Source organism: Cryocola sp. 340MFSha3.1 (assembly GCF_000383315.1).
In the GTDB taxonomy this organism is placed as follows: domain Bacteria; phylum Actinomycetota; class Actinomycetes; order Actinomycetales; family Microbacteriaceae; genus Leifsonia.
The window spans coordinates 1,254,224-1,268,872 of record NZ_KB911087.1 but is presented as its reverse complement, the minus strand read 5'-3'; the positions used below and the strand labels follow the sequence as shown (position 1 = coordinate 1,268,872).

Sequence of the window (14,649 nt, the reverse complement as noted above, 5' to 3'; positions counted from 1 at the left end):
CGTGGCGCGCTCCATCTACATCACCTCCGCCGAAGGGCACACCGGCAAGTCCACCGTGGCCCTCGGCGTGCTCGAGTCCCTGCGTCACTCGGTCGAGCGAGTGGGCGTCTTCCGCCCGATCGCGCGGTCGACCGACGAACGCGACTACGTGCTCGAGCTTCTTCTCCAGCGGATCACAGCGGACATCTCGTACGAGGACGCGCTCGGCGTGACCTACGACGACGTCCACGCCGACGCGGATGCGGCCCTCGCCGAGATCGTCCAGCGCTTCCGCGCGGTGGAGGCGCAGTGCGACACCGTGGTCATCCTGGGCTCCGACTACACGGACGTCGGCAGCCCGACCGAGCTCGGGTACAACGCCCGGATCGCCGCGAACCTGGGCGCGCCGGTGCTGCTCGTTCTCGGCGGACGGATAGGCCAGGGTTTCGGGGAGCGCCTCGGGCAGGCCGACCCGCGCTCGCCGGAGGAGCTCCGCCAGCTGGCGGAGATCGCCGTCGCCGAGCTGCGGACGGAGCACGCCGGACTGCTCGCGGTCATCGCGAACCGGGCGGACGACGGGATGCTGGATGAGATCGTCGCAGCGGTCGGGTCGGTCGTCGGTGCGGCGGCGGCCGCGGCCGGCAGTGCGGACCGTCCGCCGGTGTGGGCGATCCCGGAGGACCCGTTCCTGGTGGCGCCGAGCATCCGCTCCATCATGGAGGAGACCGGTGCGACCCTGATCGCCGGCGAAGAGGCGCTGCTCACCCGCGAGGCGCTGGGCGTGGTCGTCGCCGGGATGTCGATGAACAACGTGCTCCCGCGCCTGGTGGACGGCGCGGTCGTCGTCGTGCCGGGCGACCGCACCGAGGTGCTGCTGGCCGTGCTGATGGCGAACGCGTCCGGCACCTTCCCGTCGATCGCGGGCATCGTCCTCAACGGCGGGTTCGACCTGCCGGAGCCGATCCAACGGCTGCTCGCCGGCCTGCGGTCGCCGCTGCCGATCGTGCGGACCGGGCTCGACACGTACGACACGGTGGTGCGGATCACGCACGCGCGCGGCCGGCTCGCCGCCGACTCGCAGCGCAAGTACGACACCGCGCTCGCCCTGTTCGAACGGCACGTGGATGCGGGCGCGCTCCTCGCCCGCCTCAACGTCTCCCGGCACGACGTCGTCACCCCGCTCATGTTCGAGTACGACCTGATCGAGCGCGCGCGGGCGGCGAAGAAGCACATCGTCCTGCCCGAGGGGGAGGACGACCGCATCCTGCGTGCCGCCCACACCCTGCTGGCGCGCGGGGTCGCCCAGTTGACGATCCTCGGCGAGCCGTTCGAGGTGCGATCGCGGGCGATCGAGCTGGGTCTCGACCTCTCCGGCGCGGAAGTGCTCAGCCCGTTCGACGATGTGATGCGGCTGCGGTTCGCGACCGAGTACGCCCGGTTGCGCGCGCACAAGGGCATCACGATCGAGCAGGCGTCCGACACCATCACCGACACGTCCTACTTCGGCACGATGATGGTGCACCTGGGGCTCGCCGACGGGATGGTGTCCGGCGCCGCGCACACGACGGCGCACACCATCCGGCCGGCTTTCGAGATCATCAAGACGACGCCGGGCGTCTCGGTCGTGTCCAGTGTCTTCCTGATGGCCCTCGCCGACCGCGTGCTCGTCTACGGGGACTGCGCCGTCATCCCGGACCCGACCTCCGAGCAGCTGGCCGACATCGCGATCTCGTCCGCTCGGACCGCCGAACAGTTCGGGATCGAGCCACGCGTCGCCATGCTGTCATACTCGACCGGCGACTCCGGCGCCGGGGCGGACGTGGAGAAGGTGCGGACGGCGACGGAGCTGGTGCGGGAGCGCGCGCCGCAGCTCGCGGTGGCCGGCCCCATCCAGTACGACGCGGCGGCGGATGCGGCGGTCGGTGCCGCCAAGATGCCCGGATCGGAGGTGGCCGGGCGGGCGACCGTGTTCATCTTCCCGGACCTCAACACCGGCAACAACACCTATAAGGCGGTGCAGCGGAGCGCGGGCGCCGTCGCCATCGGTCCCGTCCTGCAGGGCCTCCGGAAGCCGATCAACGACCTGTCCCGCGGCGCGACCGTCGACGACATCGTCAACACCGTGGCGATCACGGCGATCCAGGCGGCGCTGTCATGAGCGCCGTCCTGGTCGTCAACAGCGGTTCGTCGTCGTTCAAGTACCAGCTGATCGACAGCGAGACCGAGGAGTCCCTGGCCTCCGGGCTGGTGGAGCGGATCGGCGAGTCGAGCGGGCACACCACGCACCGCGGGCCGAACGGCACGAGCGAGCGCACACTCGAGATCCCGGACCACACGGCCGGGTTCCGCGCGATGCTCGACGCGTTCGCGGCGGAGGGCCCCAGCCTCGACGAGAACCCGCTGGATGCGGTCGGCCATCGCGTGGTCCACGGCGGCAAGCGCTTCTTCGAGCCGACGATCGTCACGCCGCTCGTCGAGATCAACATCGAGGACCTGTCCGACCTCGCGCCGCTGCACAACCCCGCGAACCTCGAGGGCATCCGTGCCGCCAAGAAGGCGTTCCCGGACGTGCCGCACGTCGCGGTGTTCGACACTGCGTTCCACCAGACACTGGCGCCGGAGGCGTACACGTACGCCATCGACGCCGACCTGGCCGAGCGCCATCGTGTGCGGCGGTACGGCTTCCACGGTACGTCGCACAAGTACGTCTCCGAGACGGTGGCGGATGTCGTCGGACGGCCGCTCGGCGAGCTGCGCCAGATCGTCCTGCACCTGGGCAACGGCGCGTCGGCGTGCGCGATCGACGGCGGCCGCTCGGTGGAGACGTCGATGGGCATGACGCCGCTGGAGGGCCTGGTCATGGGGACGCGGTCGGGCGATCTCGACCCGGCGGTGCTCATCCACCTGGCGCGGCGCGCGCAGCTGTCGACTGACGACCTTGACGAATTGCTGAACCGTCGGAGTGGCCTGCTCGGTCTCTCCGGCCGGGGCGACATGCGCGATGTCCGTCAGGCGGCGGGTCGCGGGGATGACGCTGCGCGCCTCGCTCTGGATGTGACGGTTCACCGACTGAAGCACTACATCGGTGCGTACACGGCGCTGCTCGGGCGCCTCGACGTGCTGACCTTCACGGCCGGAGTCGGCGAGAACGACGCAGCGCTCCGTGCGGAGGTGCTCTCCGGGCTGGAGGTGCTCGGCATCCGGCTCGACCCGGAGCGCAACGCGAGCACGTCGCGCGACGCGCGGGTCATCTCGACCGACGACTCCGCCGTGACGGTGCTGGTGGTGCCGACGAACGAGGAGCTGGAGATATCCCGGCAGTCGCTCGAGGCGGTTCGGGCAGCGACCGGGGGCTGACGGGAGCAGAGAGGCCATGCGGCGACGGCGCGGCGACGGCGAACGGCACGGGATGCCGCGACGCGTGTCCGCCGCGCGCCGCCCCGGCCTGCTGCCGCGGATCGTGGCGGTCGTCGCCTCCGCACTCGTCGCGGTCACCGCGCTCGCCGGGTGCGCGACCGGGGACGTGGCGGCCGGCGCCCGGTTCGTGACCTCACCGCTCGTCCGCTACAGCGCCGTGCTCTGGCCCTTCCCACTGGAGCTGGTGGGCGCCGAGCCCGGGGCGCGGTTACGGCTGACCGCGCGGCTCGCCACGGCGCACGGCACCTGGACGTCGGCGGCGACCTACACGGTCCCGGCCTCGGGGACGCTCGACCTTGCGGCCGCCCGGCCGCAGCTCGCCCCGTTCACCGAGCCCGACTCGGCCGGGCTGTTCTGGACATTGCGCGGGCCGCAGCTGTCGGGTGAGGCGGCTGCCCGGCAGTGGATGCGCGACACCATCCGCGTCACCGTCGCCGCCTCCGACGCCGGCCGCGTCGTCGCCTCCCGATCGTTCGAACTCGACGGGCTGGCATCGTCCCTCGCGGTGCGCACCATCTACACGCGCGACCTCCGGCCGGCCATCGACCCGCGCTTGCCGCGGCAGACGCACGAGGACGTCGCACTCGCCACCTTCTACAGCGCGGCGAGCCTGGAGCACCCGCAGACGCCGGTGGTGCTGATGTTCGACGACGCGCGGCCGGGGGCGTCCGGCGACTACGTCGCCCCGGTGATCGCGCAGTTCGGCGCCTCGGTGCTGCGCATCCCGGTCGCCGCGGCGGCGGACGGCGTGCGTTCGACCGGCATCGTCGCGGACACGACCGTGCAGGCCGTGTTCGACTGGCTGTCGGAGCGCCCCGACATCGAGCAGGACCGCGTCTACGTCTACGGCACCGGGGCGGCCGAGCAGTTGGCCGTCTGGGCGGCGACACGGTTCCCGTCGCGCATCCACGGGCTGTTCGTCGCCGGGGGCGCGCCGGCGCTGCTGTGCCTGCCCGCGGCGCGGGTGGCCCCGGTCTTCGAGGACTCGTCCGGCCTTCCCTGCCTCACCGACGCGGAAACCGTCGTCCCCTCCGCGGTGCCGTCCATCGACGGCGTCGACGGCCCGGTCGTGCTGGCCTGCGGCACGCAGGACGCGACCTTGCCGTCGTCGTGCGCCTGGCAGCGCGCCCTGGCGGCCACCCGGGAGCCGCGCCCCGGCGACCGGACGATCTACGCCGACGGCGCGACGCATCCCGTCAGCGTGCCGCCGGGCCTGCCGATCGCCCTCCCGGCGACCGGCGGCCAGCCGACCGAGAAGGCCCGTATCGCGTTCTGGAACGCGGTCGGCCGCGACCTGCTCCGGGCGGTGCTCGGATGACCAGGCGGTGGGCGTGACCGGGCGGTGGGCGCTGCGACGGCTGCTGCGGGTCGCGGTGGTCGGAGCGGTGGCGGCACTCCTCCTCTCGGCCTGCGCGACGGGTTCGGGAGGGGGCGCGCGGTTCGTGTTCAGCCGGTTCGGTGACGGGATCACCGAGCCCGTCGGCATCCAGGTCGTCGGCCTGGAGCCGGGCGAGCCCGTCGTGCTCACCGCACGCGCGCACTCCAACGCCGGCTCGTGGTCGTCGCGGGCGGTTTACGCCGTTCCGCCCACCGGCAGCATCCGGCTGTGGTCGCAGGAGCCGACGGCAGCGCCCTACCCGCGACCGGACAGTTCCGGTCTGTTGTGGAGCCTGACGGGACCGTCGCTCAGCCAGCAGCAGCTGGAGGCGCAGTGGGTGTACAGCCCGCTCGACATCCGGTTCTCGGCCGAGCAGGCGGGACACCAGGTGGCCTCCGGCGAGCTCCACCGCACGCCGCTCTCGGCGGGGACCATCAGCCGGGATGTGCTGGGCAGCGATCTCATCGACACCGGCGACCCCGAGGCGTCCGGGCTCGCGCCGACGGCCACCGTCGGGACGCTGGTCGACTCGGTGCCGACGCCGGTCGACCTGCGTCCCGGCGTGATCGTCATCGACGGCGACGACGGCGGAGCGTCCGGCGCGTTCGTCTCGCGGCGGATCGCGTCGGCCGGCTTCCCCGTCGTCGTGCTGCCGGCGTTCGTCCCGGCCGGGCGCATCCCCGGATCCGCCGCGCTCTCGGTCGAGACGTTCGACGCCGTGCTGACCTGGTTCTCCTCTCTTCCCGTCGTGGATGAGGGACGCATCTTCGTCTACGGCACCGGTCGTGCCTCGTCGCTGGCCCTCTGGTTCGCCGCGAACGACCCGGATCGCGTCCACGGAGCGTTCGCCGCCAGCGGCGCGACGGCGTTGCAGTGCACGTCGTCCGCGGGCAGCCCGCTGCTCATCCAGCACGGGAGGGCGCTGCCGTGCGCCAACCCGGAGCGCACGATCGCGGGCACGGACATCCTGCCGCTCCAGCGCATCAGCGGGCCGCTCGTGCTCGCCTGCGGCACCGACGACCGGCTGCTCCCGACAGCGTGCGACTGGACGCGGGCGGGGGAGCAGGTGCGCGGCGACGAACCGGGCGACGCCTTCCTCTACCTGGACGGCGCCGGCCACGACATCACCACACCGCCGCTGCTGCCGATCGGGCTGAGCGACCTGGCTCCGGCGACCGCGCAGGCGACCGAAGGGGCGCGGGCGCAGTTCTGGCAGGTCGTCATCGCGAAGCTGGCGGGGGCGATGCGGCCATGAGGCGGATGGTGGCGGGCGTGGTCCTCGCGCTGCTGGTGGCATCCCTCGCCGCCTGCGTCGCCAATCCGGGCGCGGGCGGACCCCGCGTCGAGGTCAGTGAGGAGCCGAGCGGGGTGTGGAAGCCCATCCACGTCCGGGTCGTCTCGCTGCCGCCGGGTGGACGGGTGACGGTGCGCGCGACGGCGCGGTCCGGCGCGGCAGTGGGTGAGCGGTGGAGCTCGCAGGCCGTCTACAGCGTCCCGTCGTCCGGCGTGGTCGACCTGGACCACGACGTGCCCGCCGAGGCCCCGTTCGGCGGAGCGGACGGGATGGGCCTGTTCTGGACGCTGCAGAGCGACTCGGGCCGCGAGGCGAACTCCCCGCAGGTGTGGGGCGGCTCGACCATGACCGTCGACCTGGAGGCCGTCATCGACGGTCGCCGGGTCGCCGCACGCCGCCTGCACCGGGTCGGGCTGACCTCGGTGGCGCCGTCACGGGCGGTGTTCGACGACGGCATCACGGGGGACTACTTCCAGCCCGCGTCGGCCGCCGCGGCGCCGCGCCCGGCGGTGCTCGTCTTCGACGGGACCGAGCCGGATGTGCAGACCGGCGTGCTCTCGGCGGCCACCCTCTCCGCGATGGGGTATCCGGCGCTCGCCCTGTCGACCTACGGGTCGGCGGGCCAGCTCGGGCCGGTCCGCGTGCTCCCCGCCGAGCGCGTCGTCGCGGCGCTGAACTGGCTGCGCGCACAGCCGGGGGTGGATGCGCGGCGCGTCTTCGTCTTCGGGACCTCGCGCGGCGCGCAGCTCGCCCTGTGGACCGCGGTCGCGCATCCCGAGCTGGTCTACGGCGCCATCGCGCCCGCCGGCACGACCGGTCTGGTCTGCCCGTCGCCCGTTCCCGGCCCGGCGATCACCGTCGGAGGCTCGTGGGTGCCCTGCCTCAGCGGCACCCACGTGGTGACGCGGGCCGCCGTGCTCGACCTGGACCGCATCCCCGGTCCGGTGGTGCTGGGATGCGCGGGGGAGGACGAGCAGCTCGGGAACGGCTGCCGGTGGCTCGACGTCGCAGCCGAGGTGCGGCCGGCGCGCGGGGGAGACGCGTACGTCCGGGCGCCGAAGGCGACGCACACCTTCTACCTTCCGCCCTACACACCGCTCGACCTGCCTCCCGCGCCGCAGGCGCAGCCCACGGAGGACGCCCGGGTAGCCCTGTGGTCGGCGATCGGCCGTGCCCTCAACGTCCGGGGGCCGTGATCGTCGGCGACCCAGCCGAATGTCGGCGGCGGTGAGTAGCATGTGTGAGTGGTAACCGCCCTGTATCGCCGCTACCGGCCCGACACCTTCGCCGAGATGATCGGCCAGTCTCAGGTGACGGAGCCGCTGATGACGGCGCTGCGCACCAACCGGGTGAATCACGCCTATCTGTTCTCGGGTCCCCGCGGCTGCGGCAAGACCACCTCGGCCCGCATCCTGGCCCGCTGCCTGAACTGTGCAGAGGGGCCCACCGACACCCCGTGCGGGAAGTGCGCCAGCTGCATCGAGCTGAGCCGCGACGGCGGCGGCTCCCTCGACGTGGTCGAGATCGACGCGGCCAGCCACAACGGCGTCGACGACGCGCGCGACATCCGCGAGCGAGCCATTTTCGCTCCCGCCCGCGACCGCTACAAGATCTTCATCCTCGACGAGGCGCACATGGTCACCCCGCAGGGCTTCAACGCCCTGCTGAAGATCGTGGAGGAGCCGCCGGAGCACGTGAAGTTCATCTTCGCGACGACGGAGCCCGAGAAGGTCATCGGGACCATCCGCTCCCGCACCCACCACTACCCGTTCCGGCTCGTCCCTCCCGCGCAGATGCTGGAGTACGTGCAGAGCCTGTGCGACAGCGAGGGCATGACGGTCGCACCGGGCGTCCTCCCGCTGGTGGTTCGCGCCGGCGGCGGTTCGCCGCGCGACACTCTGTCCCTGCTCGACCAGCTGATGGCCGGGTCCGAGGGAAGCGCCATCGACTACGAGCGGGCGGTCGCCCTCCTCGGTTACACGCACGCCGCGCTGCTCGACGACGTCATCGACGCGATCTCGGCTCGGGATGCGGCGGGCGCCTTCGCCGCGGTCGACCGCGTCATCCAGACGGGGCAGGACCCCCGGCGGTTCGTCGAAGACCTGCTGGAGCGGCTGCGCGACCTGATCGTGGTCGCCGCGACGAGTGTCGAGGGGGCTGCGGCCGTGCTGCGCGGAGTCCCGCAGGACGAGCTCGATCGGATGGGCGTGCAGGCCATGAAGTTCGGCGCGGCCGAGCTCAGCCGTGCCGCCGACATCGTGAACGCCGCGCTCACCGAGATGACCGGCGCGACATCGCCGCGGCTTCACCTCGAGCTCATGATCGCCCGCGTGCTGGTGCCGTCGAGCGACGAGAGCGAGCGCGGTGCGCTCGCCCGCGTAGAGCGGCTCGAGCGCCGCGTCGGCGTGAGCGACGCCATCGGCTCAGAGCCCGGTCGTGCCGAGTCCGGTCGGACGGAGCGTGCGGCCGCCGAGCGCGGTGCGCCGGCCGCGGCGAGCTCGGCTCCGCCGCGCGAGCCGGTTCGTGCCGCAGCTGCTGCCCCCGCTGCTCCCGCGCCGGAGCCCGCTCCTGCTCCCGTCGCCGCATCCACTGCGGCTGCCGCTCCGGCTCCCGATGCTGCCCCGGCAGATGCGGGTGCCGAAGCAGAGCCCGCCGCAGAAGCCGCGACGGTCACGCCGCCGGCGGAGAAGCCCGCCGTCGCGCCGGCTCCCACGGAACAGCCCTCCGCGCCCGCTGCGTCTCCGGCTCCCGCGGCGGCCGCCGTCGGCCCCGTCACCACGCAGCAGGTCAAGGACGCCTGGCCGCAGATCCTCGACGCCGTGCAGCGGGCGAAGCGCAGCGCCTGGATGGTCGTGTTCACCGCGCAGGTGCGCTCGCTGAACGGCGACGTCCTGTCGCTGTCGTTCCCGAGCGACAACGACGTCCAGAGCTTCCGGCAGCCCGACGCAGGCGGCGCTCCGGGCGTCAGCGAGTACCTCCGTCAGGCGATCGTCGACGTCCTCGGCATCCGCGTGAAGTTCATCGCGAAGGCCGACTCGGCTCCCGGGTCGGGCGGGTCGCCCCGCCCCTCCGCGGGTGCGCCCACCGCGCCCGCGGCCGAGACCTGGCCAGGCGCCGAGCCCGGCGACGCTCGTGAGGCGACGCCGGCCGCCCGCACGGCATCCGCTCCGAGCACTCCGGTTCAGCGCGACACCGCCTCCCCGCGGTCGACAGCAACCGACGCGTCGTCGACTCGCACCGCGTCCTCGGACGCCGCCGCCCCGGCGGCCGTGGTCACCGAGTGGGCGACCGTCACCATCCCCTCGTCGCGCGAGACGGCCGAGGCGGCCGCAACGGTGACGTCCGCGGTGGCGACCATGGAGCGTCCGGCCGCGCCGGCGGCAGCACCTCAGGCACCAGCGCCTGCCGCCGCCCCGCAGGGCGCCCCAGCGCCGGAGGAGCCGCCGTACGACGACGTCCCTCCGCCCGAGATCGAGCCGCCGTTCGAGCCGCCCGTTCCGGAGGAGCCCGTGGGCGACTGGGCCGCCGCTCCGTCCGGGACGGCCGCCGCCACTCCATCCGCCGCCCCGTCGGCGCAGCCTGCGCGCAGTGCCGAGAGCGCATCGTCCGGCGATGCCTCACGCGCCGCGCGCCCGTCCTCAGCCCCGGCCGCAGGCTCCCGAACTCCGACCTTCCAGCAGCCGCAGCGGTACGGCGAAGCTGTGGTGCGCGAGATCCTCGGAGCCACCTTCATCGAGGAGCAGCCTGCACCTCCGACCCCGGGGATGAGGTAGCCGGTGTACGAAGGCATCGTCCAGGAGCTGATCGACGAGCTCGGGCGGCTGCCGGGCATCGGCCCGAAGTCCGCTCAGCGCATCGCGTTCCACATCCTTCAAACGGAGACGTTCGACGTCACCCGCCTCGCGGAGGTGCTGCTCGAGGTGCGCGACAAGGTGCGCTTCTGCGAGATCTGCGGAAACGTGTCGGAGGAGGTCACCTGCTCCATCTGTCGTGACCCGAGGCGCACACCGAACCTCATCTGCGTGGTGGAGGAGGCGAAGGACGTCGTCGCGATCGAGCGCACCCGCGAGTTCCGCGGGCTGTACCACGTGCTCGGCGGGGCGATCAGCCCCATCGACGGCGTCGGGCCCGACGACCTGCGCATCCGCCAGCTGATGCAGCGACTCGCCGACGGCACGGTCCAGGAGGTGATCATCGCCACCGATCCGAACCTCGAGGGCGAGGCCACCGCCACCTACCTCAGCCGCCTGCTCACCACGCTCGAGATCCGCGTGACGCGGCTCGCCTCCGGCCTGCCGGTCGGCGGCGACCTCGAGTACGCCGACGAGGTCACGCTCGGTCGCGCGTTCGAGGGCCGCCGCCAGGTCTCCTGACCTCGCGCACCGCATATTCGACGAACCCTTGTCAACAGGTGTCGTCACATGAAGGAACGGTCATATCCCGATCGGTAGGATGGGAAGCCCGTGAGTTCAGGAGAGTCTGTGGCCCTCATCGTCCAGAAGTTCGGCGGTTCGTCCGTCGCGACAGCTGAGAGCATCAAGCGCGTCGCGAAGCGCATCGTCGAGACGCGCAAGGCCGGCAACGAGGTCGTCGTCGCCGTCTCCGCGATGGGCGACACGACGGACGAACTCATCGACCTTGCGCACGAGGTCACGCCGATCCCCGCGCCTCGCGAGCTCGACATGCTGCTCACCGCGGGCGAGCGCATCTCCATGGCGCTGCTCGCGATGGCGATCAAGAGCATGGGATACGACGCGCGCTCGTTCACGGGCAGCCAGGCCGGCATGATCACCGACGCGCAGCACGGCTCCGCGCGCATCGTCGACGTCACGCCCGGCCGCATCCAGGATGCGCTGACCGAGGGCGCCATCGCGATCGTCGCCGGATTCCAGGGGTTCAGCCGCGAGTCGCGCGACATCACCACGCTCGGTCGCGGTGGGTCCGACACGACGGCCGTCGCCCTCGCCGCCGCCCTCGGCGCGGAGGTCTGCGAGATCTACACCGACGTCGACGGCGTCTTCACCTCTGATCCGCGGCAGGTGCCGCTCGCCCGCAAGATCGACCGCATCACCAGCGAGGAGATGCTGGAGCTCGCGGCTGCCGGCGCGAAGGTGCTGCACATCCGCGCCGTCGAGTACGCACGGCGTCACAACGTGACGCTGCACGTGCGCTCGTCGTTCTCCAACAAGGAGGGCACGTATGTCCTCAACGAAGCAGCGGCCGCCGAGGCCGCCAAGAAGGATGGAACCGTGGAAGAGCCCATCATCTCCGGCGTGGCCACCGACCTGAGCGAGGCCAAGATCACCGTCGTCGGCGTGCCCGACGTGCCCGGCAAAGCCGCGCAGATCTTCAAGATCGTCGCGAAGGCGAACGCGAACGTCGACATGATCGTCCAGAACGTGTCCGCCGCGGCGACGAGCCTCACCGACATCTCCTTCACCCTCCCCAAGTCGGAGGGGCAGCGCGTGCTGACCGCCCTCACCGCCGAGCGCGACGAGGTCGGCTACCAGTCGCTGCAGTACGACGACCAGATCGGCAAGCTGGCCCTGGTCGGCGCCGGGATGCGCACCAACTCCGGCGTCTCGGCGAAGCTCTTCGAAGCGCTCTACGACGCGGGCATCAACATCGAGATGATCTCCACCAGCGAGATCCGCATCTCGGTCGTCACCCGCGCCGACACGGTCGCCGAGGCCGCCCGTGTCGTCCACACGGCCTTCGGGCTCGACGGGGACGAGAAGGCCGTCGTCTACGCCGGCACCGGCCGGTAGTTCGCTCGCCGAACGGGAATGGCCGCGCGACCGGCGCGGTTGACCACACGAAACGACCCAAGGGGCTGACATGACCGAGTTCACCGATTTCGACAGCAACGGCGTCCGTCTGGCCGTCGTCGGCGCGACCGGCCAGGTGGGCGGCGTGATGCGCCGCCTGCTGGAGGAGCGCGTGTTCCCGGTGAAGAGCATCCGCTTCTTCGCCTCCTCCCGCTCGGCCGGAACGACCCTGCCGTTCAAGGGCCAGGAGATCACGGTCGAGGATGTGGCGACCGCCGACGTCTCCGGCATCGACATCGCGCTGTTCTCGGCGGGTGCCACCGGGTCGAAGGCTCACGCCCCCCGGTTCGCCGAGGCCGGCGCCATCGTGATCGACAACTCGAGCGGCTGGCGCATGGACCCGGACGTCCCGCTCGTGGTGTCGGAGGTCAACCCCGACGCCATCGCCGATGCGCGCAAGGGCATCATCGCGAACCCGAACTGCACGACCATGGCGGCCATGCCCGTCCTGAAGCCGCTGCACGACGAGGCGGGCCTGTCGCGCCTCGTGGTCAGCACCTACCAGGCGGTCTCGGGCTCCGGCCTCGCCGGCGCCGAGGAGCTCGCCGAGCAGGCGCGCGCCGCGATCGCGGACGAGCACCTGCTCGACCTGGTGCACGACGGCTCGGCGGTGACCCTGCCCGCGCCGGTCAAGTACGTCCGTCCGATCGCTTTCGACGTCATCCCGCTGGCCGGCTCCATCGTCGACGACGGGTTCAACGAGACCGACGAGGAGAAGAAGCTGCGCAACGAGTCGCGCAAGATCCTCGACCTGCCGGGTCTCCTCGTGAGCGGCACCTGCGTCCGCGTCCCCGTGTTCACCGGTCACTCGCTCTCCATCAACGCCGAGTTCGAGAAGCCGATCAGCCCCGAGCGCGTCGCCGCACTGCTGGCCGACGCCCCTGGTGTGCAGCTGACCGACGTCCCCACCCCGCTGCAGGCCGCCGGAAGCGACCCCAGCTTCGTCGGCCGCATCCGCGCGGACGAGGGTGCACCGGAGGGCCGCGGCATCGCGCTGTTCATCAGCAACGACAACCTGCGGAAGGGTGCGGCACTCAACGCGGTGCAGATCGCCGAGCTGGTCGCCGAGCGCCTGACCAATCCCGTCACCGCCTGATCCACTCGGGCCGTTCGGTCGCGGCGAGCGGAGATGTCTCGATATCGAGACAACTTCCTCGCCGTCGGCCGTGTCCGCGCCTGCGGGCGGTCGGATGGCCGCCGCATCATAGGATTGACGGGTGAGCAATTCTCCCATCGACGTCGTCCTGATCGGCGGCGGCATCATGAGTGCGACGCTCGGGGCCATGATCCAGCGTGTCCAGCCCGACTGGAGCATCCGCATCTACGAGCGCCTGGGCGAAGTGGCCCAGGAGTCGTCGAACCCGTGGAACAACGCCGGCACGGGCCATGCCGCCCTCTGCGAGCTCAACTACATGCCCGAGGCCTCCGACGGCACCGTCGACCCCGCCAAGGCGATCAGCATCAACGAGCAGTTCCAGCTCAGCCGGCAGTTCTGGGCGAGCCTCGTGGCCGCGGGTGACCTGCCCGAGCCGCACACGTTCATCAACTCCACGCCTCACATGACCTTCGTGCGCGGCCGGGACAACGTGCGCTACCTCCGGAAGCGCTACGAGGCGCTGAAGGACCAGCCGCTGTTCGCCGGCATGGAGTACTCCGAAGACCCTGCCGTCATCGGAGAGTGGACGCCGCTGCTCACCAAGAAGCGCAACGCGAAGCAGCGCATCGCCGCGACCCGTCAGACGTCCGGCACCGACGTCGACTTCGGCGCTCTGACGCGTGCGCTCATCGACAACCTGATCGAGAACGGCGCGGAACTCGCGCTCAATCACACCGTCCGCAGCATCAAGCGCTCCAAGGACGGCCTCTGGCGGCTCTCCGTCAAGCACGAGGTCGGCAACACCCCGCACGTCGCGACCGCACGGTTCGTCTTCGTCGGCGCGGGCGGCGGCGCGCTGCACCTGCTCCAGAAGTCCGGCATCCCGGAGATCAAGGGCTTCGGCGGCTTCCCGATCTCGGGTCAGTTCCTGCGGACCACCAACCCGAAGCTGGTCGCTCAGCACCAGGCGAAGGTCTACGGCAAGGCCGCCGTCGGCGCCCCGCCGATGTCGGTGCCGCACCTCGACACCCGTGTCGTCGACGGCCAGGCCTCGCTGCTGTTCGGCCCGTACGCCGGTTTCAGCCCGAAGTTCCTGAAGACGGGCTCCTGGTTCGACCTGCCCGGCTCCGTCCGCCCCGGCAACATCGGGCCCATGCTGGCGGTCGCCCGCGACAACTTCGACCTCATCAAGTACCTCGTCGGCGAGCTCCTCGCCAACCGCGCGAAGAAGCTGAAGGCGCTGCAGGAGTTCATGCCGACCGCCAAGATGGACGACTGGGAGCTCATCACCGCTGGCCAGCGCGTGCAGGTGATGAAGAAGGATGCCAAGAAGGGCGGCGTCCTCCAGTTCGGCACCGAGGTGGTCGCGGCGGAGGACGGCTCGATCGCCGGTCTCCTCGGAGCCTCGCCGGGCGCATCCACCGCCGTCCCGATCATGGTCGATCTGCTGAAGCACTGCTTCCCCGACCGCTTCGGCGACTGGCTGCCGACGCTGAAGGAACTGATCCCGACGGTCGGAACGACGCTGAACGATCGCCCGGACGAGGCCAAGCGCGTGCTCGACACCACGGCGGAGACCCTGCAGCTGCAGCAGTAGTCCTCTGGACACGTCCTCTGGACAGCCGCGTGGATGGCCTGGTATGGTCGTCCACGCTAT

10 protein-coding genes are annotated in these 14,649 nt (G+C 71.6%); all 10 read left to right on the top strand.

Going from position 1 to position 14,649, the window contains the following annotated elements; all coding sequences use genetic code 11:
* Window position 1 precedes the first annotated feature (1 nt).
* The 10 genes from pta to H284_RS0105990 all read left to right on the top strand — a co-directional run bounded on the left by pta (window position 2) and on the right by H284_RS0105990 (window position 14,589).
* On the top strand, window positions 2–2,137 hold the full coding sequence (gene pta / locus H284_RS0106035; protein WP_020075522.1) for a phosphate acetyltransferase: 2,136 nt from the start codon (window positions 2–4) through the stop codon (window positions 2,135–2,137).
* A complete protein-coding gene (locus H284_RS0106030) occupies window positions 2,134–3,336 on the top strand; it encodes an acetate/propionate family kinase (protein WP_020075521.1) in 1,203 nt (400 codons plus the stop codon). Before pta ends, H284_RS0106030 begins: the two co-directional genes overlap by 4 nt.
* A gap of 16 nt (window positions 3,337–3,352) precedes the next feature.
* Complete coding sequence (locus H284_RS0106025) at window positions 3,353–4,714, top strand: acyl-CoA thioesterase/bile acid-CoA:amino acid N-acyltransferase family protein (RefSeq protein WP_051092448.1); 1,362 nt, start codon at window positions 3,353–3,355, stop codon at window positions 4,712–4,714.
* Window positions 4,715–4,727: 13 nt separating this feature from the next.
* Window positions 4,728–6,029 (top strand): acyl-CoA thioesterase/bile acid-CoA:amino acid N-acyltransferase family protein, encoded by a 1,302-nt coding sequence (locus tag H284_RS0106020; RefSeq protein ID WP_231371089.1) that lies wholly within the window; start codon window positions 4,728–4,730, stop codon window positions 6,027–6,029.
* Complete coding sequence (locus tag H284_RS0106015; RefSeq protein ID WP_231371088.1) at window positions 6,026–7,264, top strand: acyl-CoA thioesterase/BAAT N-terminal domain-containing protein; 1,239 nt, start codon at window positions 6,026–6,028, stop codon at window positions 7,262–7,264. The genes H284_RS0106020 and H284_RS0106015 overlap by 4 nt, the downstream gene beginning before the upstream one ends.
* Window positions 7,265–7,312: 48 nt before the next feature.
* On the top strand, window positions 7,313–9,841 hold the full coding sequence (locus H284_RS0106010) for a DNA polymerase III subunit gamma and tau (protein WP_020075517.1): 2,529 nt from the start codon (window positions 7,313–7,315) through the stop codon (window positions 9,839–9,841).
* A gap of 3 nt (window positions 9,842–9,844) precedes the next feature.
* Window positions 9,845–10,441: a recombination mediator RecR gene (gene recR / locus H284_RS0106005; protein ID WP_018189921.1), complete on the top strand. Its 597-nt coding sequence runs from the start codon at window positions 9,845–9,847 to the stop codon at window positions 10,439–10,441.
* A 108-nt stretch (window positions 10,442–10,549) separates the two neighbouring features.
* Window positions 10,550–11,836 carry an aspartate kinase gene (locus tag H284_RS0106000; RefSeq protein WP_018189922.1) on the top strand — a complete coding sequence of 429 codons (1,287 nt, stop codon included), beginning with the start codon at window positions 10,550–10,552 and terminating at the stop codon, window positions 11,834–11,836.
* Window positions 11,837–11,906: 70 nt separating this feature from the next.
* A complete protein-coding gene (locus H284_RS0105995; RefSeq protein WP_020075516.1) occupies window positions 11,907–12,992 on the top strand; it encodes an aspartate-semialdehyde dehydrogenase in 1,086 nt (361 codons plus the stop codon).
* A gap of 121 nt (window positions 12,993–13,113) precedes the next feature.
* On the top strand, window positions 13,114–14,589 hold the full coding sequence (locus H284_RS0105990; RefSeq protein ID WP_020075515.1) for a malate:quinone oxidoreductase: 1,476 nt from the start codon (window positions 13,114–13,116) through the stop codon (window positions 14,587–14,589).
* Window positions 14,590–14,649 lie beyond the last annotated feature (60 nt).

Bases quoted from the DNA above. Each gene is read 5' to 3' on its own strand.
- H284_RS0106015 (WP_231371088.1), top strand. From the start codon at position 6,026: ATGAGGCGGATGGTGGCGGGCGTGGTCCTCGCGCTGCTGGTGGCATCC.
- H284_RS0105995 (WP_020075516.1), top strand. From the start codon at position 11,907: ATGACCGAGTTCACCGATTTCGACAGCAACGGCGTCCGTCTGGCCGTC.
- H284_RS0106025 (WP_051092448.1), top strand. From the start codon at position 3,353: ATGCGGCGACGGCGCGGCGACGGCGAACGGCACGGGATGCCGCGACGC.
- H284_RS0106030 (WP_020075521.1), top strand. From the start codon at position 2,134: ATGAGCGCCGTCCTGGTCGTCAACAGCGGTTCGTCGTCGTTCAAGTAC.